This window comes from Arthrobacter ramosus, from assembly GCF_039535095.1.
GTDB lineage: Bacteria > Actinomycetota > Actinomycetes > Actinomycetales > Micrococcaceae > Arthrobacter > Arthrobacter ramosus.
Map to the genome: position 1 here is coordinate 1,394,300 of NZ_BAAAWN010000001.1, position 21,609 is coordinate 1,415,908.

Annotated in this window: 18 protein-coding genes, 1 tRNA gene and 2 pseudogenes; 15 read left to right on the forward strand and 6 right to left on the reverse strand. The window is 64.1% G+C overall.

What is annotated here, in order from left to right; genetic code table 11:
* Window positions 1–17: 17 nt before the first annotated feature.
* The 5 genes and pseudogenes from ABD742_RS06555 to ABD742_RS06575 all read right to left on the reverse strand — a co-directional run bounded on the left by ABD742_RS06555 (window position 18) and on the right by ABD742_RS06575 (window position 4,316).
* Window positions 18–1,034: a M4 family metallopeptidase gene (locus tag ABD742_RS06555; protein WP_234747900.1), complete on the reverse strand. Its 1,017-nt coding sequence runs from the start codon at window positions 1,032–1,034 to the stop codon at window positions 18–20.
* 306 nt (window positions 1,035–1,340) lie between these two features.
* A tRNA-Arg gene (locus tag ABD742_RS06560) sits at window positions 1,341–1,413 on the reverse strand.
* 87 nt (window positions 1,414–1,500) lie between these two features.
* Window positions 1,501–3,023, reverse strand: a pseudogene (locus tag ABD742_RS06565) (FAD-dependent oxidoreductase).
* Window positions 3,020–3,892, reverse strand: a complete 873-nt coding sequence (locus ABD742_RS06570; protein ID WP_234747898.1) for an FAD:protein FMN transferase — start codon at window positions 3,890–3,892, stop codon at window positions 3,020–3,022. The pseudogene ABD742_RS06565 and the gene ABD742_RS06570 overlap by 4 nt, the downstream one beginning before the upstream one ends.
* 4 nt (window positions 3,893–3,896) lie before the next feature.
* Window positions 3,897–4,316: an FMN-binding protein gene (locus ABD742_RS06575; protein ID WP_234747896.1), complete on the reverse strand. Its 420-nt coding sequence runs from the start codon at window positions 4,314–4,316 to the stop codon at window positions 3,897–3,899.
* 220 nt (window positions 4,317–4,536) lie between these two features.
* Between ABD742_RS06575 and argS the strand changes: the two genes are divergently transcribed.
* The 10 genes from argS to ABD742_RS06625 all read left to right on the forward strand — a co-directional run bounded on the left by argS (window position 4,537) and on the right by ABD742_RS06625 (window position 17,255).
* Window positions 4,537–6,186: an arginine--tRNA ligase gene (argS, locus tag ABD742_RS06580; protein ID WP_234747894.1), complete on the forward strand. Its 1,650-nt coding sequence runs from the start codon at window positions 4,537–4,539 to the stop codon at window positions 6,184–6,186.
* 5 nt (window positions 6,187–6,191) lie between these two features.
* Window positions 6,192–7,670: a diaminopimelate decarboxylase gene (gene lysA / locus ABD742_RS06585; protein ID WP_234747893.1), complete on the forward strand. Its 1,479-nt coding sequence runs from the start codon at window positions 6,192–6,194 to the stop codon at window positions 7,668–7,670.
* Window positions 7,663–8,979: a homoserine dehydrogenase gene (locus tag ABD742_RS06590; RefSeq protein WP_234747891.1), complete on the forward strand. Its 1,317-nt coding sequence runs from the start codon at window positions 7,663–7,665 to the stop codon at window positions 8,977–8,979. Before lysA ends, ABD742_RS06590 begins: the two co-directional genes overlap by 8 nt.
* Complete coding sequence (gene thrC / locus ABD742_RS06595) at window positions 8,980–10,086, forward strand: threonine synthase (RefSeq protein WP_234747889.1); 1,107 nt, start codon at window positions 8,980–8,982, stop codon at window positions 10,084–10,086.
* A gap of 2 nt (window positions 10,087–10,088) precedes the next feature.
* Complete coding sequence (gene thrB, locus ABD742_RS06600; protein ID WP_234747887.1) at window positions 10,089–11,063, forward strand: homoserine kinase; 975 nt, start codon at window positions 10,089–10,091, stop codon at window positions 11,061–11,063.
* Window positions 11,064–11,364: 301 nt separating this feature from the next.
* The gene (gene rho / locus ABD742_RS06605) at window positions 11,365–13,488 is read left to right on the forward strand and encodes a transcription termination factor Rho (protein WP_234747885.1); all 2,124 of its coding nucleotides are present in this window, start codon (window positions 11,365–11,367) and stop codon (window positions 13,486–13,488) included.
* A gap of 177 nt (window positions 13,489–13,665) precedes the next feature.
* On the forward strand, window positions 13,666–14,739 hold the full coding sequence (prfA, locus tag ABD742_RS06610; RefSeq protein ID WP_234747883.1) for a peptide chain release factor 1: 1,074 nt from the start codon (window positions 13,666–13,668) through the stop codon (window positions 14,737–14,739).
* A gap of 18 nt (window positions 14,740–14,757) precedes the next feature.
* Window positions 14,758–15,630 carry a peptide chain release factor N(5)-glutamine methyltransferase gene (gene prmC / locus ABD742_RS06615; protein ID WP_234747881.1) on the forward strand — a complete coding sequence of 291 codons (873 nt, stop codon included), beginning with the start codon at window positions 14,758–14,760 and terminating at the stop codon, window positions 15,628–15,630.
* 12 nt (window positions 15,631–15,642) lie between these two features.
* Window positions 15,643–16,455: an L-threonylcarbamoyladenylate synthase gene (locus ABD742_RS06620; RefSeq protein WP_234747879.1), complete on the forward strand. Its 813-nt coding sequence runs from the start codon at window positions 15,643–15,645 to the stop codon at window positions 16,453–16,455.
* The gene (locus ABD742_RS06625; RefSeq protein ID WP_234747873.1) at window positions 16,452–17,255 is read left to right on the forward strand and encodes a WecB/TagA/CpsF family glycosyltransferase; all 804 of its coding nucleotides are present in this window, start codon (window positions 16,452–16,454) and stop codon (window positions 17,253–17,255) included. The genes ABD742_RS06620 and ABD742_RS06625 overlap by 4 nt, the downstream gene beginning before the upstream one ends.
* A gap of 4 nt (window positions 17,256–17,259) precedes the next feature.
* Here ABD742_RS06625 and ABD742_RS06630 read toward each other — a convergent pair whose 3' ends face one another.
* A complete protein-coding gene (locus ABD742_RS06630; RefSeq protein ID WP_234747870.1) occupies window positions 17,260–18,156 on the reverse strand; it encodes a glycosyltransferase in 897 nt (298 codons plus the stop codon).
* 213 nt (window positions 18,157–18,369) lie between these two features.
* Between ABD742_RS06630 and ABD742_RS06635 the strand changes: the two genes are divergently transcribed.
* The 5 genes and pseudogenes from ABD742_RS06635 (at window position 18,370) to atpE (ending at window position 21,604) form a co-directional block, all read left to right on the forward strand.
* A complete protein-coding gene (locus ABD742_RS06635) occupies window positions 18,370–19,479 on the forward strand; it encodes an MraY family glycosyltransferase (RefSeq protein ID WP_234747868.1) in 1,110 nt (369 codons plus the stop codon).
* A gap of 128 nt (window positions 19,480–19,607) precedes the next feature.
* On the forward strand, window positions 19,608–20,096 hold the full coding sequence (locus tag ABD742_RS06640; protein WP_234747866.1) for a Cg1360 family ATP-synthase-associated protein: 489 nt from the start codon (window positions 19,608–19,610) through the stop codon (window positions 20,094–20,096).
* 64 nt (window positions 20,097–20,160) lie between these two features.
* Window positions 20,161–20,421: pseudogene (locus tag ABD742_RS06645) on the forward strand (hypothetical protein); the annotation flags it as partial.
* An 81-nt stretch (window positions 20,422–20,502) separates the two neighbouring features.
* Complete coding sequence (gene atpB, locus ABD742_RS06650) at window positions 20,503–21,303, forward strand: F0F1 ATP synthase subunit A (RefSeq protein ID WP_234747864.1); 801 nt, start codon at window positions 20,503–20,505, stop codon at window positions 21,301–21,303.
* Window positions 21,304–21,385: 82 nt separating this feature from the next.
* The gene (atpE, locus tag ABD742_RS06655; protein ID WP_028264751.1) at window positions 21,386–21,604 is read left to right on the forward strand and encodes an ATP synthase F0 subunit C; all 219 of its coding nucleotides are present in this window, start codon (window positions 21,386–21,388) and stop codon (window positions 21,602–21,604) included.
* The last annotated feature ends 5 nt before the right edge of the window (window positions 21,605–21,609 follow it).

Genomic DNA, 21,609 nt, shown 5'->3' on the forward strand with positions numbered 1-21,609 from the left:
TGCTCCGGAGGGTGCTGCTAGAGCTTTACCTTCACAGTTTCCCACGCCTTATGGACTGCGTCATGCTCGTTTGAACCGGCGCCGAAGAGCTCTTCTGCCGACGCCACTGTGGCCTTCGCGAAGCGTCCGAAGGTGCACGTGGCAGGCAGTGAGCCGCTGGTCAGCGTGTTGTACCAGATCTGTCCCGGCGCCTCCCAGGCAGTGCCGCCCAGCTCCAGGGCAACAAGGGAGAACGCCCGGTTGGGGATGCCTGAGTTGATGTGGACACCACCGTTGTCGGCGGTGGTGCGGACGTACTTGTCCATGGAGTCCGGTTGCGGATCCTTGCCGAGCACGTCGTCGTCGTAGGCAGTCCCTGGTGCTTTCATGGAACGGAGCGCGGTGCCTTGGACGGCGTCGGTGAACAAGCCCTCACCGATCAGCCAGCTGGCCTCGGCAGCAGATTGCTTTTTGGCATACTGCTCCACAAGCGCACCGAAAACGTCCGACATGGACTCGTTGAGGGCTCCGGCCTGGTTCCGGTAGGCGAGGGCTGCCGTGTACTGGGTGACGCCATGGGCGAGCTCGTGCCCTATCACGCTGAGCGACTTCGTGAACCTTTGGAAGATCTCGCCGTCGCCGTCACCGAAGACCATTTGGCTGCCGTTCCAGAATGCATTGTCGTACAGCTCGCCGTAGTGGACAGTGGCATCGAGTTTCAGCCCGGCGCCGTCGATCGAATTCCGGCTGAACGCCCCTGCATAAAGCGCGTGGGTTTCGCCCAGTCCCTCGTAGGCTTCATCGGCGGCTGCGTCGCCCGTCGCCGGACCTTTCTCCTTGCGGACGAGCTTGCCGGGCAAGGCCTCGGTGGAGCCTGCGTCGTAGATAGTCCGCTTGGGCGGACCGGGTTTCGCCTGGCGCGCCGTGGGCACAGGGACCGGCACCGGAAGCGCCCGGACCGCCTGGAGGTTCTTGATGTGCAGCAGGGATTCCTTGGCCGCGCGTGCAATCACCCGCAGGCGGGGCTCGTGCTGGGCCGCCAGCCTTCGCAGCATATAGGGAGGAATGATGGAACAAATCACGGCGAACCCTTTCGTACCTGTTGGACGGGTACGAACAGCTTAGGAGCGGCCACCGACTTTATCGCCGGCCCTGTGCGGCATGTCCGCGAACTACCACCGCGAGGCCTGGACGCCGTCGGATTCTGCCGGATCATTCGCTTCGCCGAAGTTGCCGGTCCCGTGATTCCGCGGGCCCGGAATTTATCCATTCGAATGATTGAGCAGAATCCGACATCCCGGCAACGCGGCGAGCCAAAGAAAAACCCCGCCGGTTCCTTGAACTGGCGGGGTTTTCTTTTGTGCCCTCGATAGGATTCGAACCTACGGCCTTCTGCTCCGGAGGCAGACGCTCTATCCCCTGAGCTACGAGGGCATCCGGGGCTCCCGTCCGTTGCCGGAGGGACGTCCACGAGCTTAGCAGGTCACCGCGCCGCAATGGAAAACGGGTGGGGGCGGGCCGTCAGTAGCCGGCGAAAGCGTCGACATGGATTCGTCGGGCTCCGGCATGGCGGGCGGCGGAGCGAAGGGTGTCCACGTTTGCCGGGGACCCGGAGACGTACACGTCCCGCTCGGCGACATCGGGGACGAGCTCCCGCAGGGAGTCGCCGTCGATACGGCTCCGCCCGGCGTCGTGCATGAACGACGGCGGTGACGAACCGTCCGAAAGGCGGGCGATGACCCGTGCGCCGGAGGCCGCCAGGACATCGCTCCCGGCTAGTTCGGCGGCGCTGGGGGCGAGATACAACACGACAATGTCCCTTTGCTCGGAGTCGCCGGACGCGAGGTGGGAGAGGAAAGGGGCGATCCCGATTCCCGCCGCGATGAGCAGCACGGGTTTGCCGGCGTCGGGCGGTAAGACAAAGTCGCCGCCCACCGCGGTTCCACGGACGCACTCTCCAGGCTCAAGTGCGAGCAACGCGCGCTTCGCGGCCGAGACGGGTTCCGCCGTGCCGACGCCGAATGTCATCTCGGGCGAGTCCGGCGGGCTGGTGATGCTGAAGACCCGGCGCCGTCCTTTCCCGTCCGAGCGCGAGTGTGGAAGGTTGAGTTCCATGAACTGCCCGGCAGAAAACGGACGGGCCGTCGTGGCTCAAAACGGAATTCGGTGGTGAAGGGCGTCAGGGGACGCGAACCCTTGAACGTCAGCATGATTCCGCCCCGCTGTCCGGCCAGGAATGCGAGGAAGTTCCCGATGAGCAGCGCGAGCTCCGGCGAATTGGCGACGACGCCCGCCAGGTTGTAAGGAACCGCAAACAACAAGGCCACGACGACGGCCAGCGCCACTTGCTGCCAACGGCGGGGAGGCAGGGTGAGGGGCTCGGTGAGCATGAAGCCGACGAAAAACAGCAGCGGCTGCTGCGAGATCGGCTGCCACAAGGCCGGGCCGAAGGTCATGCCGCCCCGCAGGAGCACGGCGCACACCACCGACACCGCCACCACGAGGAAAGCGCAGGCCATGAGCACCTTCAGCGTCCGGTACAACACCAGCAGCACGCCGGGAACCAGAAGCCACAGCATGGCCGGAGTTGCCGCCCACCACGTGGCGATATTCAAGCCCGTAAGCCCGGCGATGAAGGCGCCCGCGGCGGCGGGATTGAAAATATGCCGGCCGCGGAAGGCCAAGACGTATTTGGATACCGAGGCGAGGACACATGCCACGGCGACTCCGGCGAGATCGAGGATCCGGACCGAGGGAATCAGCTCAGTGGGCCAGAACAGGAAGTACAACAGAAGGCCCGTAATGAGCGAGGACTCCGAATGCGGTTGGACCTTGAAGAGCATGGCCACGAGGCGGTTGGATGCGTACGTCAGACCCAGGCACAGCACGAGGTGGACCAGCATTTCAGGCAGCCCGAAGCTTAGCCAGCCCAAGGCGTTCAACACCATGCTGTACGCCGCGAGCACGGCAAGCACCCAGAGGATCAGCCGGTACATCGTGAAATGGCCGAGCCAGGCATCCACACGCGCTTTGATGGCAATCATGAGAACAGTGTCCCTTCGAAGCCGGCCGAATAGGCGGCGTGTCCGTCCGAATAAACCTTGAGCCAGGAGAAATCGAATTCTCCCTCAAGCACCGTCGGGTCCACCATGAAGAGTGCCGTGGCCAGGGCGTCGGCTTCCATTGCGGTGGCGGCCATGGTCCACGTGGCCACGACCGTCTCTATCGGGCAACCGGTCGCGCCGTCGAGGACATGGTGCAGTCCGTCGCCCCACGCTCGGCGGTTGGCCGCGGAAGCGCACAGCGCGCCGTCGTGGAGTTCGACGACGCCGATCGCCTGGGTGGGGTCGTATGGGTGTTCGAGGGCCACGCCCAATGGTTCCGCCCCGGAATGGAGCATGTCGCCGCTGGCATCGACAAGGAACTCGGTGATTCCCGCTGAGTGCAGGACCGCCGCCGCAAGGTCCACCAATTGGCCCTTCCCGGCGGCACCGATGTCCAGGACCACCGGAGCGGAAGCGGAGATCTCTGTGCCGTTCCACTCCAGGACGTCTTCCCAGCGCGGCGCCGGTATTGGATTTCCGAGCGGCGTCAGGGAATAGTCCGCCCCGTAGCCCAGGCGCTCGAGGCTGCCGCCGATGAGCGGCGTCATGGCACCGTCGCTGAGGCGGTAGAGCTTCCTGAACAGCACTCCCAGTTCGTTGGCCCCGGCCGGGAGAGTGACGGTGCCGGCTTCACGAGCAAGCGTGGCAAGCAGGGAGTCGCCCCGGAAACGCGAGTAGCTTCGGTCGTAGTCCTCCACGACGCCGAGCAAGCTGGCGCGCACCCCCTCGGGGAGTTCCTCCGGCGTCGAGATTTCCCATCTGGTCCCGATACCGTCGAAGCTGAAAACGCTCCAGCCCGTGTGAGTCATGCGGCTAGTTGGCCTCGGACTTGATGGTTTCCACGGCCTTGTTGAATCCTTCGCTGGTCAGCGAGGAGCCGGCTACTTTTGAGACGTTGATCTCGTCCAGTTTCTTGCCGACCACCTGCGCGGCGATGCCGTTCTTGAACTGCCCCTGGAATTCCTTGGTGTTGGGGTTGTTGGCATGGACGGTGATGTCCACCGCGGAAATAGTGCCACCGGCCAAGGTCAGCTGGACGCCCACGGTCTCACCGCCGTTGGGTGAAATGTAGTCACCGTCCGCGCTGTAGGTACCGTCCTTGTACGGGCCGGAAATCGCGGAGGTCTTTTGCGGGGTGCTGCCTTGGGCCGAGGGGGCGCAAGCTGCCACCGAACTGGCCAGGGAGAGGCCGGCGGCGCCCACCAGAAGGCCCTTGCGGAGCGGCGTAGTCATGGTTCTGCTCGTTTCAACTGGACTCGAAAAGGGTCAATGCAAATTGCTACCGGGCCGTGGGCCGATCACACCTTTGACGTTGATTTCAGCCTATCCGTTCAATCTGGGAGCTCCACTGGCCGAAGCTGAACGCCGGCTGGGTGCGCGCTGGTGCCCGCATGTGCGCATTGCTAAGCATAAGAATTCCACCAGTTGCAAGCCCCACCGGTAGGCTGGACGGGTGACTCCCGAAGAACTCTCAGCCGCCATATCCGCCTGCCTGAAAGACGCTGTCGCCGCCGGCGAGCTTGCGCTTTCCGAATCTGCGCTCCCCGAGGACGTGCGCGTGGAGCGACCCAAGAACCGGGAGCACGGCGACTGGGCCACAAACATTGCCTTGCAGCTTGCCAAACATGCCGGGACCAACCCGCGTGAATTCGCCACGATCCTGAGCAAGCGGCTGGAAGCGATCGACGGCGTCACCGCCGTAGAGATCGCGGGCCCGGGCTTCCTCAACATCACCGTGGATGCAGCCGCCGCCGGTGCACTGGCCAAGGTCATCGTCGAGGCGGGAAGCGCTTACGGCACCAACCAGGCGCTCGCCGGCCATGTTGTCAACATGGAATTCGTCTCGGCCAACCCCACGGGACCGCTGCACATCGGCCACACGCGTTGGGCCGCCCTGGGCGACTCCATTGCCCGCGTCCTTCGCGCCTCCGGTGCGGACGTCACCGCTGAGTACTACATCAACGACGCCGGATCGCAGATGAATGTTTTTGCGAACTCGGTACTGTCCCGCCTGCACGGACGGGGCGTTCCTGAGGGCGGCTACCCGGGTGAGTACATCCGGGAACTCGGCGACGAGGTCCTCAAGGCCCATCCGGCAATCCGCGAGCTGACCGACGAGGCAGCGCTGCCTGTGATCCGTTCCGCGGCCTACAAGGCCCAGATGAAGGACATCAAGGACACCCTGGCCGGGTTCGGTGTGGCTTTCGATGTCTTCTTCTCCGAGCAGGAACTGCACGACGGCGGTGCGATCGAGTCCGCCGTTGCCCGCCTCCGGGAGCAGGGCCACGTGTTCGACGACGGCGGGGCAGTCTGGCTGCGCACCACGGACTTCGGCGATGACAAGGACCGCGTGATGATCCGTGCGAACGGCGAACCCACGTATTTCGCCGCCGACGCCGCCTACTACCTGTCGAAGAAGGACCGCGGTTTCACGGAGAAGATCTACCTGCTCGGGGCGGACCACCACGGCTACATCAACCGACTCAAGGCCATCGCCGCCTGTGCGGGCGACGACCCCGAGGTCAACATCGAGGTCCTGATCGGACAGCTTGTGTCCGTCAACGGCGCCAAGCTGTCCAAGCGTGCCGGCAACATCATCGAACTCAAGGACCTTATCGAGTGGCTCGGGAAGGACGCCGTGCGTTACTCGCTCGCGCGCTTCCCCGCTGATTCGCCGCTGACACTGGATCCGGAACTGCTGAAGAAGAACAGCAACGAAAACCCTGTGTTCTACGTGCAGTACGCGCACGCCCGCTCCCGGGGAACGGCACGCAATGCGATCGAGGCCGGCGTGGACCACAGCGCCTTCGACGCGTCCCTGCTGGACCACGCCACCGAGAACGAGCTGCTGTCCTACCTCGGCAGCTACCCGTCCATCGTGGCCAAGGCCGCGGAGCTCCGCGAGCCGCACCGGGTGGCCCGCCACCTTGAGGTCATCGCCGGCGCCTACCACCGCTGGTACGACGCCTGCCGCGTTTCGCCGCTCGGCGACGAAGCCGTCCAGGACGTCAACCGCACGCGGCTGTGGCTCAACGACGCCACCAGCCAGGTGCTGGCCAACGGCCTTGAACTCCTCGGCGTTTCAGCTCCGGAACGGATGTGATCGGCGTGCAGCAAAGCCCCAACAACGCCGCAGCTTCACCCCTTGCCCCCGAATGGCTCGCCGTGCCGGAGGACGCGAACGCGCTTCACTCGCCGATGTGGGCCGAAGGCGTCCAGAGGAACGACGACGGCGAACTCGCCATCGACGGGGTTCCCGTCAGTGAGCTCAAGGCGCAGTTCGGCACCCCGCTCTTCGTCATGAGCGAGGGCGACTTCCGTGCCCGGGCCCGCTCCTTCAAGGATGCCTTTGATACAGCCTTCGACGACATCTGCGGGGGAGTGGACGTCTACTACGCCGGAAAGTCCTTCTTGTGCACTGCCGTGGCCAGCTGGGTGGCCGAGGAAGGCCTGCGCCTGGACACGTGCTCAGGAGGCGAGCTCGCCGTCGCGGCCCGCGCCGGCATCGACGGCGCCAATTTGGGGCTGCACGGCAACAACAAGTCCGACGCCGAGATCAACCGGGCGCTGGACATGAAGCTTGGACGCATCGTGGTGGATAGCCTCGATGAGCTTGAGCGGCTTGCCAAGATTGCCTCCGGCCGCGGCGAGACGGCGAAGGTCATGCTGCGGCTGACCCCCGGCGTCCACGCCCACACCCACGAATTCATCGCCACGGCCCACGAGGACCAAAAATTCGGTCTCTCCATGGCTGGGGATACCACTGAGTCAGCCGGTCTCTCGGCCGCCGAAGAAGCCGTCGCTGCGGCCACCTCGTACCCCAATGTGGAACTCCTGGGCCTGCACTGCCACATCGGTTCCCAGATCTTCGAGCCCGACGGCTTCGCCCTGGCAGCCGAGAAGCTGTTGGGATTCCTCGCCGCGATGCAGGCGAAGTACTCCATCGTCTTGCCCGAACTGGACCTGGGAGGCGGCTACGGCATTGCCTACACGCCCGTGGACACCCCCCGCCCGCCGGCCGAAATCGCGCAGGCGATGGCCGCCGTCGTACGCTCCAAGTGCGCTGAGCTGGGCATCACCCCGCCGCGCATTTCGATTGAACCGGGCCGCGCAATCGTGGGCACCAGCACCTTCACCTTGTACGAGGTCGGCACGCTGAAAACCGTTCGCGTGGATGCGCCTGTAGATGCCGAGGGCAAGGAAAACGTTACGTTCCCCCGCCGCTATGTGTCGGTGGACGGCGGCATGAGCGACAACGCCCGTCCGGTGCTGTACGACGCGGATTATTCGGCCATTCTCGCCTCGCGGACGTCGGACGCTGCCCCGCAACTGTCCCGAGTAGTGGGCAAACATTGCGAGAGCGGCGACATAGTTGTTAGAGATGTATATCTGCCCGACGACGTGGCAGCCGGTGATCTGCTCGCTGTACCGGGAACCGGCGCTTACTGCTGGGCCCTCTCAAGCAACTACAACTATCTGGCCAGGCCTGGCGTTGTCGCTGTGCGCAATGGATCCGCCCGGCTGATCGTCCGCGGGGAAACCGAAGAAGATCTCTTGAACCGCGACATGGGAGTGGCGAATGTCTGAAGTGCGAACCCTGAAGGTGGCCCTGCTGGGCTGTGGCAACGTGGGAGCCCAGGTAGCGCGGATTCTCCTTGACGACGCCGACGCACTTGCGGCCCGCACCGGCGCACGCTTGCAGCTGTCCGGCATCGCCGTGCGGAACATTGATTCAGAGCGCGACGTCGAACTGCCGCGCGAACTGTTCACCACCGACGCCGATACCTTGGTCAAGGACGCCGACCTGGTGATCGAACTTATGGGCGGCATCGAGCCCGCCCGTTCGCTCATCCTGACCGCCATGCAGAACGGCGCTTGCGTCGTGACCGGCAACAAGGCACTCCTGGCACAGGATGGCCCAACGCTCTACGAAGAGGCCGACAAGGCCGGCGTCCAGCTCTCCTATGAGGCTGCCGTCGCCGGAGCCATTCCGATCCTGCGCCCCATCCGCGACAGCCTCTCCGGCGACCGCATCACCCGGGTCCTGGGCATCGTCAACGGCACCACCAACTTCATCCTCGACCAAATGGACAGCACTGGTGCACAGTTCGCCGACGCGCTGGCCGAAGCCCAAAGGCTCGGATACGCGGAGGCCGACCCGACGGCCGACGTCGAAGGCCATGACGCCGCGGCCAAGGCCGCCATCCTCGCGTCGTTGTCCTTCCACACGCGCTTCGCCCTCGAAGACGTCTACTGCGAAGGCATCACCAAGGTGAGCGCAGCGGACATCGCTGCCGCGAAAGAAGCAGGCTTCGTCATCAAGCTGCTGGCGATCGCTGAGAAGATAGACAACCCGAACGGCGAGGGCGGCATTTCAGTCCGCGTCCATCCCACCCTCCTGCCTCGCGAACACCCTCTTGCAGCCGTTCGCGGTGCGTTCAATGCAGTCTTCATCGAAGCCGAAAATGCCGGGCAGCTCATGTTCTACGGCCAGGGCGCCGGCGGAACCCCGACGGCGTCGGCTGTCCTGGGCGACCTCGTCTCGGCGGCCCGCCGGGTGGTGCTTGGCGGTCCCGGTCGTACCGAGACCACAACGGGCTACGTGCCCGCGCTGTCTATCGATGCCTCGACCACGAGCTACTACATCGGCCTCGACGTTGCCGACCAGGCCGGCGTGTTGGCCCGGATCACCCACATCTTTGCCGAGCACGGCGTATCGATTGAAATCATGCGCCAGACGATCCACCGCGACGCTGCCTCCAAGGTCGAGTCTGCCGAGCTGAAGATCGTCACCCACCGCGCATCCGAAGCCGCACTCGCGGCAACCGTCGAGGCCGTCAAGGGCCTGGACGTCATCAATTCTGTGACATCCGTCCTGCGGGTAGAAGGGGTCTAAGTGGCTCACCAATGGCGCGGAGTAATCCGCGAATACGCTGATCGTTTGCCTGTAACGGAAGCCACGAAGGTCATTACCCTCGGCGAGGGCGGAACCCCGCTCGTCCTCGCGCAGAAGCTCTCCGAACTCACTGGATCCACTGTGTACCTGAAGGTGGAGGGCATGAACCCCACCGGGTCCTTCAAGGACCGCGGCATGACGATGGCCATGACTGCGGCAGTCGAAGCAGGCGCCAAGGCGGTTGTCTGCGCTTCCACCGGCAACACCTCGGCCTCCGCCGCCGCCTACGCCACGGCCGCCGGGCTGAAGTGCGCCGTGCTGGTCCCCGAAGGCAAGATCTCCATGGGCAAGCTCAGCCAGGCGATCGCGCACGGCGCTACGCTCCTGCAGGTGGACGGCAACTTCGACAACTGCCTGGACATCGCCCGCAAACTCGGCGAGTCCTACCCGGTGTTCCTCGTGAACTCCGTCAACCCGGCGCGCATCCAGGGCCAGAAGACCGGTGCCTTCGAAATCGTCGACGCCCTCGGAGACGCTCCGGACATCCACGTCCTTCCGGTGGGCAACGCGGGCAACATCAGCGCGTACTGGAAGGGCTACAAGGAGTACTCCGCGCCCTTCGAGTCCGCAACCGCCGGCACCCTTCCCGCCGTCTCCACCAAGACGCCGGCCATGTGGGGATTCCAGGCAGCAGGCGCGGCACCGTTCGTGGCGGGCCACCCCATCACCGAACCGGACACGATCGCCACGGCTATCCGCATCGGCAACCCTGCATCTTGGGACACGGCCATCGCTGCACGCGATGAATCCGGCGGCTTCATTGACGCGGTGACCGACGAGGAGATCCTCGACGCCCACCGCTGGCTCTCCGCCAAAGAAGGCGTCTTCGTGGAACCCGGTTCCGCGGCAGGCGTTGCCGGCCTCATCAAGAAGCACGCTGCGGGCGAGGTTCCCACCGGCAAGACGATTGTCATCACCGTCACCGGACACGGACTCAAAGACCCGCAGTGGGCCCTCCGCACCGAAGACGGCAGCGAGGTCCAGCCGGTCAAGGTACCGAACGACGTCGTGACCGTGGCATCCGAACTGGGACTGGAAGAAAACTAAGAGTGGAAACCACGCAGCCCACCGCGACGGGCCTAAAGCTTGTCGCGGCAGGCCAGCAGCTGACCGTCAGGGTCCCGGGTACCAGCGCCAACCTGGGCCCCGGCTATGACAGCCTCGGCCTGGCATTGTCGATCTACGACACCCTGACTGTCGAAACACTCACCACCGGAGAGCTCGAGTTCGAGCTCTCCGGTGAGGGAGCCGACACCCTCCCGCGCGATGCCAGCCACCTCGTCGTGCGCGCCCTCAACACGGCCTTGGAACGACTCGGTTTCCGGCACAGCGGTCTCAAGATCACCGCGGACAACGTCAACCCGCACGGCCGCGGACTTGGCTCCTCGGCCTCGGCAGTGGTCGCCGCCGTTACCGCGGCCAACGCCTTGGTGCCCGAATCCGCCCGGCGTGACCGCGAATGGATCCTGCAACTCACCAGCGAGATGGAAGGGCACCCGGACAACGTCGCACCCGCGATTTTCGGCGGACTGGCCCTGTCATGGCAGGACAGCGAGCAGTACAGCAGCACCCGTGCAGAGGTGGTCCCGTCCGTCATCCCGATCGTGGCCGTGCCTGACTACGAACTGTCCACCGAGACTGCCCGCGGTTTGCTGCCTGCTTCCATCGGCCACCATGCAGCAGCCATGAACTCAGGACGCGCTGCGCTCCTGATCCACGCATTGACGGCCGACCCGCGTTTCCTGCTTCCCGGAACTGAGGACTACCTGCACCAGAGCTACCGTGCAGAGGCAATGCGGCCAAGTGCGGCGCTGATCAAGGCATTGCGGTCTTCGGGCCATGCAGCTGTCGTTTCGGGAGCGGGACCCACGGTTCTGGCATTGGCCAACGGCGCGGACGAAGCCGGGGCGATTGCCGAAATGATCACCACGTTCACCGCGGACAACACTCCGGACGTTGCCTGGCGCGTGATGACACTGGCAGTGGACGTTGAAGGTGCTAGAGTGGACTTGCACCGGCGGTAGAACCGCGGGCAGTTCCCTGACATTGGATCCCGGCTTAACGCCGTTCCCGTCTCCTACTGTGTCGAAGTCTGCCGGTGTCGTCTCCTTATCGGCCTGTCGCAGGTGCCACAGAACCCTTTCTGTTACCCGAACCGTCAGCCCGCGCCCCGCCCGCCGGAGCATCGAAGACGTATTAGTATCCGGCCCTGCTGAAACTAAACCGGCAAGACCGAAATCACGGCTGCAGATCTGAACTGCAGTCCAGAACAAATCATCGCGTCCAGCTCTAGGTCTGGACGCCGTCGAGGGGGAAGGATCCTTCGTGACAGAAACCACTGAGCTGGCTTCAGCTGTGGACACAACATCTTCTGCAGCTGAATCAACGGCCGCAACCGCTAAGAGCAGCGGCCTTGCAGGCCTCAAGCTCGCGCAGCTCCAGGCTCTCGCCAGTCAGCTGGGCATTTCGGGCGGATCCCGGATGCGCAAGGGGGACTTGGTCTCGGCTATCTCAGCCCACCGTGCTGGTGCAACCACGAGCAAGGCTCCTACCGCGGCCAAGGCCGTGGCAGCAAAAGCCGCGCCTGCAGCGCCGGAAGCTGAGACCGCTGCCGCACCTGCCGCAGCATCCACCGAAGCTCCCGCGCAGGACGGCACCCGGGCACGTGGCCGTGGCCGAAGCCGTCGCGCCACGAGCGATGGTGTTGTTGCCGCCGCGGAAACCGCGGAGGCTCCCGCCGTCGTCGTCGAGGCTCCTGCCGCTCCCGTCGCCGAAGCAAGCGAGGCCGCCGGCGAACGCCGCCAGCCGCGCACGCGGAACCGTCGTCGTGGCGAGGCCGCTCCTGCGGAGGCCGGTGAAGCCGGTGAAACCCGCGCTGCCGAGCAGCCCCAGGCAGAACAGCCCCGTGTAGAACAGCGCCAGGCCGAACAGCCCCGTGTAGAGCAGCGTCAGCCCGAGCAGCGTCAGCCCGAGCAGCGCCAGGCCGAGCAGCGTCAAACCCAGCCGCGCCAGGGCGAGCAGGCCTCGGTTGAGGCCGGCGAACCCGGTCAGCGCGAACGCCGCGACAACACCCGTACGCGTCGCGAAGACACGAACGAGGGCGATGACACCGGCAACCGCCGTAATCGTCGCAACCGCCGCGACCGCAACGACCGCCAGGGTCCGCAGGACAACCGTGACAACCGCGATGGAAACACCCGCAGCGACCGCTTCCGCGACCGCAACGAACGCCGTCGCGGCCGCGGCCAGGGCCCGGACGTCGACGACGTCGAGGTCACTGAGGACGACGTCCTGCTGCCGGTTGCCGGCATCCTGGATGTACTCGAGAACTACGCGTTCATCCGCACCTCGGGCTACCTGCCCGGTGCCAACGACGTGTACGTGTCCCTCGCCCAGGTCAAGAAATACAACCTGCGCAAGGGTGACGCCGTCGTCGGCGCAATCCGCGCCCCGCGTGACGGCGAGGACCGCAGCCAGCAGACCGCGCGCCAGAAGTTCAACGCGCTCGTCCGCGTCACGTCGGTCAACGGCAAGACGCCGGAAGAGCTCAAGGACCGCGTCGAATTCGCCAAGCTCGTCCCGCTGTACCCGTCCGAGCGCCTGCGCCTCGAAACGGATCCCAAGAAGATCGGCCCGCGCGTCATCGACCTCGTGGCCCCGATCGGTAAGGGCCAGCGCGGCCTGATCGTCTCCCCGCCCAAGGCCGGCAAGACGCTCATCCTGCAGTCCATCGCCAACGCGATCACCACCAACAATCCTGAGGTCCACCTCATGATGGTGCTGGTCGACGAACGTCCCGAAGAAGTCACGGACATGCAGCGCACCGTCAAGGGCGAGGTCATTGCCTCCACCTTCGACCGTCCCGCCGATGACCACACCACGGTTGCCGAGCTTTCCATCGAGCGCGCCAAGCGCCTCGTGGAAATGGGCATGGACGTGGTGGTCCTCCTGGACTCCATGACCCGCCTGGGCCGCGCCTACAACCTGGCAGCACCGGCCTCCGGCCGCATCCTGTCCGGTGGCGTCGACTCCGCTGCGCTCTACCCGCCGAAGCGCTTCTTCGGTGCTGCGCGCAACATCGAAAACGGCGGCTCGCTGACCATCCTGGCAACCGCGCTCGTGGAGACCGGTTCCAAGATGGACGAAGTCATCTTCGAAGAGTTCAAGGGCACGGGCAACATGGAGCTCCGCCTGTCCCGCCAGCTGGCGGACAAGCGCATCTTCCCGGCCGTGGACGTCAACGCTTCGGGTACCCGTCGCGAAGAGAACCTGCTTTCGGCCGAAGAGGTCAAGATCATGTGGAAGCTGCGCCGCGTCCTTTCCGGACTCGAGACCCAGCAGAGCCTTGAACTCCTGACCAACAAGATCCGGGAGACCGGGAGCAACGTCGAGTTCCTCATGCAGGTTCAGAAGACGACTCTTGGAGCCAAGTCGGATAACGACAAATAGCTGTTTTAGGGGCGGGTGCTGGTTCGTTCGTGCGGTTTGTGCCGCGCGGATGTTCCGCCCCCGCCCCTTCTCGTTGCAACGCGGGGTCACTTACGGCCCATCCGGACCCTCGGAATGGGCCGTAAGTGACCCCGCGTTGCAGTTATTAGACTTGTAGAAGTCGAAAGAGGTTTTGAAATGTTTGAGTCCGTACAGGGATTGCTTGATGAGCATGCTGCTATCCAGGCGCAGTTGAGTGATCCTGCTGTTTATGCCGACCAGGCCATGGCCCGCAAGTTGGGGCGGCGGTCTGCCCAGTTGCAGGGCATCGTGGAGGCGTACAACCGTTGGCACGGGCTCATGGACGATCTTGAAGCGGCCAAGGAAATGGCTTCCGAGGACGCCGAATTTGCTGCCGAGGTAGACGAAATCGAGGCGAAGCTTCCGGCAGCCCAGGAGAAATTGCGTCGGTTGCTGATTCCGCGCGATCCCGACGACGCCCGCAACGTCATTCTTGAGGTCAAAGGCGGCGAAGGCGGCGACGAAGCTGCGCTCTTCGCCGGAGACCTGCTGCGCATGTACATGCGTTATGCGGAGTCGCGCGGCTGGAAGACCGAGCTCATCTCGGCCACGGAATCGGACCTGGGCGGCTACAAGGACGTCCAGATGGCCGTCAAGGGCAACTCGAACGATCCCGCGGAGGGCGTCTATGCCCGCTTGAAGTTCGAAGGCGGCGTGCACCGCGTCCAGCGTGTTCCCGTCACCGAGTCGCAGGGCCGCATCCACACTTCCGCGGCCGGTGTGCTCGTCCTTCCGGAAGTGGATGAGCCCGAAGAGCTCGAAATCAACCAGAACGACCTCAAGATCGACGTCTACCGGTCCTCGGGTCCTGGCGGCCAGTCCGTCAACACCACGGACTCGGCAGTCCGCATCACCCACCTGCCGACGGGCATCGTGGTGGCCATGCAGAACGAAAAATCCCAGCTCCAGAACCGTGAAGCCGGCATGCGCGTCCTCCGTGCCCGTATCCTGGCCCACCAGCAGGAGCAGATCGACGCCGAGAACTCTGCCCAGCGCAAGTCGCAGATCCGCACCATGGACCGTTCCGAGCGCATCCGCACGTACAACTTCCCGGAAAACCGGATTGCCGACCACCGTACCGGCTACAAGGCCTACAACCTCGACGCCGTCATGAACGGTGACCTGGAACCGGTCATCCAATCGGCCATCGAGATGGATGAACAGTCGCGCCTGGATGCCCTGGGCGAGTAACAGCCTGCAAGGATCTTCATGACGCTCTTTCCGGGCCAAAGCCTCGCCGACGCCGTCCGCGAGGCAACAGCCATCCTGTCCGACGCCGGAGTCCCCACTCCGCGCGTGGACGCGGAACTCCTCGCGGAACATCTCCTGGGTGTCGGCCTCGGCCGCCTGCGCGCCATGCTGCTTGGTGATTCCGCCGCCCCGGATGGCTACGCGGATCTGGTGGCCGAGCGGGCACAGCGCGTTCCGCTCCAGCACATCACCGGCGTCGCGCACTTCCGCTACCTCACGCTCGCCGTGGGCCCGGGCGTGTTCATTCCGCGGCCGGAAACGGAATCCGTGGTCCAACTCGTTATCGACCACCTCCAGGTACTCAATCACCCCAAAGTGGTTGATCTTGGCACCGGCTCCGGCGCCATTGCTGCTTCGATCGCCCACGAAGTGCCCGGGGCCGAGGTCCATGCCGTCGAATTCAGCACGTTCGCCCATGCCTGGGCCACCAAGAACCTGAAGCCCCTCGGGGTGAAGCTCGTGCAGGGCGACCTCCGCAATGCCTTGCCCGAACACGACGGAACTTTCGACGTCGTCGTTTCCAATCCGCCGTACATCCCCGCTGAAGCAATCCCGAACGAACCTGAAGTGGCACTGCACGATCCGCCGGAGGCGCTATACGGCGGGGGAGCAGACGGCATGGAGCTGCCGACGGCGGCCGCCGCCTCGGCTGCCCGGCTCCTCAAGGGCGGCGGCTTCTTCGTGATGGAGCACGCCGAGGTGCAGGCAAGGTGGATTTCCGCACATCTAAAGACTGCCGGCTGCTGGACGCAGGTCACCACCCACCTCGATCTCAACGGCAAGGAACGTGCCACGAGCGCAGTGTTGGCAATCGCTGCCTCCGGGAAATGAAAGAATAGCGCTGTGACCACAAGCTACAACTGCACGTCAGAGGAACAACGCGCCGAAGGCCTGGAGCATGCGCAGCGCGCCATCAGCGAGAAAAAGTGTGTCGTCATGCCGACGGACACCGTCTACGGCATTGCCGCCGACGCGTTCTCGCCGCAGGCCGTGACCATGCTGCTTGTCTCGAAGGGCCGTGGCCGCCATATGCCGCCCCCCGTGCTGATCCCGCGGCTCAATGCGCTGGACGGGCTGGCAACCGATGTATCGGAAGAAGCCCGCAAACTGGCAGAAGCCTTCTGGCCCGGCGGCCTGACGCTGATCTTCCACGCCCAGCCGTCTCTGGATTGGGACCTGGGGGAGACCCGCGGAACCGTGGCCCTGCGGATGCCCGACGACGAAATTGCGCTCGAACTGCTCAACCGCACCGGCCCGCTGGCGGTGTCCTCGGCCAATCGCACCGGTCAAGCGGCCGCGCAGACAGCCGCCGAGGCGCGGACCCAGCTTGCTGAATCGGTCGAAGTTTACCTTGAAGGCGGTTTCCGGCCCGTCGAGGGAACCGAGTCCGTAGCGTCCACGATTGTCGACGCCACCACCTTGCCGCTCCGCGTGGTCCGCGATGGTGCCATTTCCCTGGAACGCCTCCGCGGGGTTGTTCCAGGGGTGCTTGCCTTGGGAGAAACCGCGCCAGAACCGGCGTCGGAGATTGAAACCGCGGCTGTGACTGAAACCGCGCCTGAAGCGGCCGCGGAACCGGAGACGGCCCCGGACGATCAGGCCGAGACCCCGGTTCGCACGGAGACCCCGGTTCGCACGGAGACCAGGACCGAATGAGCCTGGTCCGGGATCGTGTTCCCCTTCTGGACGTAGACGTCACGGCACTATGCACCGACGAACTTATCGAGGCCATCAGCGGGTACGTTTCGGATGGCACCACCAAGGTTGTCCTCGGGCACAACCTGCACAGCGTCACGTTGTTTCATTCGAGCCCGGACTTCCGCCGTCTCTATGAACGCAGCGATGTGGTGCTGATGGACGGTGCGCCTGTCGCCATGCTCTGGGGACTTGGTCGCCGCGGAGGTTCACGCGGCGAAGCCGCGGGGTTGATGGAATACCGTTTGGGATCCACTGACTGGGTGCCGGCACTCGGCGGCGTCGAAGGACTCCGCCGGATCGCCGTCGTCGGCGCCGGCCCCGAGGCCAACAGCAAGACGGTGGATCTCCTCCGCAAGATCGTGCCTGGCGCCGAGGTCTCCGGGCGCCCCGGTGAGAATTGGGACGATGCCAGCGAAGAGGCCGTCGTCGCCTGGCTCGCGGAATTCCGCCCGCAGCTAGTGCTTCTTGGCCTTGGAATGCCGTTGCAGGAATCGGTCCTGCACCGCCGCCTCGACGAGCTTCCGCCTGCCGTCTACTGCGCAGTCGGCGGCGCCATCGAGCAACTGGCGGGGCTCCAGAAGCTCGCTCCACGCTGGCTGGGCCGCCTCGGGCTCGAATGGGCCTGGCGGCTCGTCCTGCATCCGGGACGCGTCGCATACCGGGTCTTCGGTGAGCCGTGGGTGCTCCTCGGCCTGCTGGTCCGCCGTCGGCTCTCCTTCAAGGACCGCAAGGCAGGAACAACACGCCGCGCCCGGTAGGCCGTTAGAACTTCTGGTCTTCCAGCGGGCCGAAGCCCTTGTCCCGCAAACCGGCGGAGAACGCCCGGAACCATTCCGCGAGCCCGCGGAAGTCACCGCGGGGGAGGAAGTAGCCCAAGTAGCCTCCGACGTCGGCCACCATCGACTTGCCGCGGCGGTAGCGGCGGATCAAATAGCCCCGGTTGCGGTAGTAGAAGTAGCGCTTGAACGCTGAATCCGGCACGATTACGTGCCAGCGCGCGCCGAAGACGTGCTTTGTCTCGGAAAACGCATGCGGGTGGGTGATCCACGCCGTCGCGACCGTACCGAAGCGGATCCCCGCTTTCCTGAGGCGGATCATGAAGTCGACCTCATCGCCCCGGATGAACAGCCGGATATCCGGCACTCCCACTTTGAAGAAGACATTGGAACGGATGAGCGCACCGTTGAAGAAGTGCCCGACGTCGGGCAGGAACCCCGCCTTCTCGACTTCGGTGCGCTCGTGGGTCACCTTGCCGTCAATCCGGAAGAAGAAGGAGAGCTTGTCCGGGTGGCCTGGGGCCACGACGAGCGGGACGACGGCATCCAGTCCGCGGGCCTCCGCTTCCCGGACCAGGGTTTCGAGACAGGCCGGATCGCCGGGTTCGGCGTCATCGTCCATGATCCATACCCAATCGGCGCCGCTGGCCACTGCCTTGAGGATCGCAAGGGCGAAGCCGCCCGCGCCGCCCAGGTTCGCCTCCGAGCGGACGTAGTCCACCTTTGGATGGCTTAACGCAAGCTCCCGCGAAGGGGTGGTTCCGCTGTCCACGAGGCAAATGGTGTCCACGGGCATGGACTGCTTGTTGATGGCGTCGAGCAGGACTGCTAGCTCTCCGGGGCGGTCAAAGGTGACGGCCGCTACGGCAACGGAGACAGGCATGTAGGGTTCCTTCCGGGCAGTTGCGGGGAGGGTCCTCCCGGCTCGCCCTAGGGGCGCGTGAAACGGAGCAAAGCCGCCGTTGCCGCTAGTATCTTGACAGAGTCCAACTGTAGTACAGCAATATTCGGCGGTGCGCAGAGGTGTTGCAGGTGTTGTGCCGGCAGCTAGTCGCCAGGGACAGAATCCACCACCACCGCCAACAGGAGCCGCCACGTGATCATGTATTCGCTCATGATGCTCACGGCTGCCGTCGTGTCGTACCTCGCTACGTGGGTAGCCCGCCAGATGGGTAACAAACTTCGGCTTTTTGCCCCCATCCGCAGCCGGGATATGCACTCGGTGCCAATTTCCCGACTCGGAGGCCTGGGACTTTTCGCCGGCTTCGCCGTGGCCCTCGTGGTAGCCAGCAATTCGTTCTTCGTGAAGGACATCTTCCACGGGAACGGTGCGCCATGGGGAATCCTGGCAGGTGCCCTTGTGATCGTCGCGGTCGGTGTTGCCGACGACGTGATGGACATCCGCTGGTGGGTCAAGCTGATCGGCCAATGCACGGCCGCTACGATCGTTGCGGTCTGGGGCGTGCAGATGTCCGTGATTCCCTTTGTTCCGGAGCCCATACGGATTGAGGCGGAACCGCTGCGGATCGTCTTGACCGCCCTTGCCATTGTGACCACCATGAACGCAGTCAACTTCATCGACGGACTCGACGGCCTCGCTGCGGGCGTAGCAGCCATTGGCGGGGCCGCATTCTTCCTGACGGCGTATTGGGTCCACCGCAATGCAACGCTCACGGACCGCTCGGACCTGGCAGCGCTGCTGATGGCCATCACCGTGGGTTGTTGCATCGGATTCCTGCCGCATAACTGGTTCCCGGCCAAAATCTTCATGGGCGACTCCGGCGCCATGCTTTTGGGCCTCGTGATGGCCTCGGCCGGTGTGGTGTCCACGGGCCAGATCAGCTCAGGTCTGTATGACCGCGCCAACGGTATTCCGACCATCGTGCCCATCCTGCTGCCGTTCGCGATTCTGTCGCTACCGTTGCTGGACCTCGGCCTGGCGGTGTTGCGGCGGACAGCGCGCGGCCAATCGCCCTGGTCGGCTGACCGCGGACACTTGCACCACAAGCTCATCGAGCTCGGCCACACCCACCGCACAGCGGTGCTCATGATGTACGTGTGGACGTGCATTCTGGCGTTTGGAGGCCTGGCGTTTGCCATCTTCCCTTGGCAGATGGTCCTCACCGTTGACATCGTGGCCGCGCTGATCATGGCCGGAGTGACGGCCTGGCCGTACTTTGTCCGAAAAGGGCGCGCTGCCCAGTAGACGGTGTGTGACAAGGGCGTTAACATCACAGTTCTATCTCATGTAGAATTCTAGGGCGGACAGTCACTCGCCCGCGCACCCACCCTTTTTGAGACTTTGGCATTTTTGCCACGACGATTGGCATCCCCATGACCTCCAACGCCGGCGGACATCAGTCCGACTCGAGCGGCGTTGCTGCCCCCCGCTCCACGCCTTCGCTGTGGCTGCGGCTTCTTTTCCTCAGCTCGACGACGGCGCTGGCGGCTCTTGCGGCAACGTCGGCTGTTGCGGCGGTCATGAACGGTGGCGTAGGAGTGCTTTCTGCCGCACTCGGCGGGGCGATCGTGATGGCATTTTTTGCCATCAGCCTCCTGATCGGCCATTTTGTCGGCCGGGATAACCCCTCCGGCGCGGTCGGCCTTTTTGTCGCCAGCTACTTTGTCAAGGTCGTCGGCTTCGCGGTGGTGCTGTTCGTCTTGGGCGCCCCCGCATGGCTGCACGGGCGCTGGTTCGTGATTGGCGCCGTCGTCACGGTTGTTTCGTGGCAAGCCGCCGAAATCTACGGCTTCAGCAAAGCCCGGCTCCAGATCTACAACGACCCCGCAGCGGACAAAGGGGGCGACGATGTTCACTCCTAGGAACAAGCGACGCTCCACCACACCCAATGCGGCAAAATCCGGCGATTCCACTGAGCAAGCGAACGACGGAAACGACGGCGGATACAACGCCGGCATTGCCGTCTTCAGCTACATTGTTGGCGGAATCATAGTCTGGAGTTTGATAGGCTGGGGTCTGGATAATCTGTGGGGGACTCGCTGGATTGTGCTCCTTGGCGCTCTGCTTGGAGCCGCAGGAGGGTTCTATCTTTCCCATATGCACGGCCTCACAAGTCATCGCTCGTCTTCCGGTGGAAGCAAAGCAGACAGTGGTCCGTCCCAGGACGGGAACAGTAATGCCAAATAATTTCACACGGGAAATGGCTGCAAGAAACGCGGCCGGATCCTCAACAACGCCCAATGATGGACACTGCAGAGAGGAAACGCGTTGATCGCGCTTGCGCTCCCGGCCCAGGATTCAGGGACCTTTACTCCTCCCGGAATCGACCAAATGCACCTGCCGGCTATCCTGCCATGGGGTGCGAGCGATGGCTTCTCCAAGCAGATGTTGCTGGTGATCCTGTCGGTGGTCCTTATCGCTACATTCTTTATTCGCGCTGCACGCAAGCAGCAGCTGGTTCCCGGCAAGCTGCAGTTCGCAGGCGAGATGGCCTACGGCTTCGTCCGCAACAGCATCGCCAAGGACATCATCGGCGGACGCGACTTCATGAAGTTCGTGCCTCTCTTGTTCTCGCTGTTCTTCTTCATCCTGGTGAACAACATCTACGGCGCCATTCCCGTGATCCAGCTTCCGAGCTTCTCGCACGTCGGCGGAGCCTATGTGCTCGCAGTCGTTGTGTACGTCACCTGGATCGGCATCGGCATCAAGAAGAACGGTTTGAAGTACTTCAAACTCGCCACCGTTCCCTCAGGTATTCCGTGGCCCATCCTGATTATCGTCGTACCGATCGAGATCATCTCCAACTTCTTGGTCCGCCCGGTCACCCACAGCCTCCGTCTTTTCGCCACCATGATGGCGGGGCACCTCATCGTGATGATCGCAGGCTCAGGCATTGAGTTCCTCGTCATGCAGGAAAACGTCCTTCTCAAGGGCGCATCCGCTCTGGTACTCGTTGGCGCCGTCGCCATGTACATGCTCGAAGCCCTGATCATGGTGCTGCAGGCTTATGTCTTCACCCTTCTGACTGCGATCTACATCGAAGGCGCGCTCCACGCCGACAGCCACTAGGCACAACCCCTCAATCTTCCCCTTCGGGGGTTGAAGCAAACCAAACAACCTGCCGCGACTGCGGCATCTTGAAAGGAAAACAATGAACGGCGATATCAACGGCTCCCTTAACCTCATTGGCTACGGTCTCTCCGCAATCGGCGGTGGTATCGGTGTGGGTCTCGTATTTGCTGCTTACATCAACGGTGTTGCACGTCAGCCGGAAGCCCAGCGCGTGCTCCAGCCGATCGCGTTCCTTGGTCTGGCTCTGACGGAAGCCCTCGCCATCCTCGGCCTGGTCTTCGCTTTCGTTCTCAAGTAAACCGC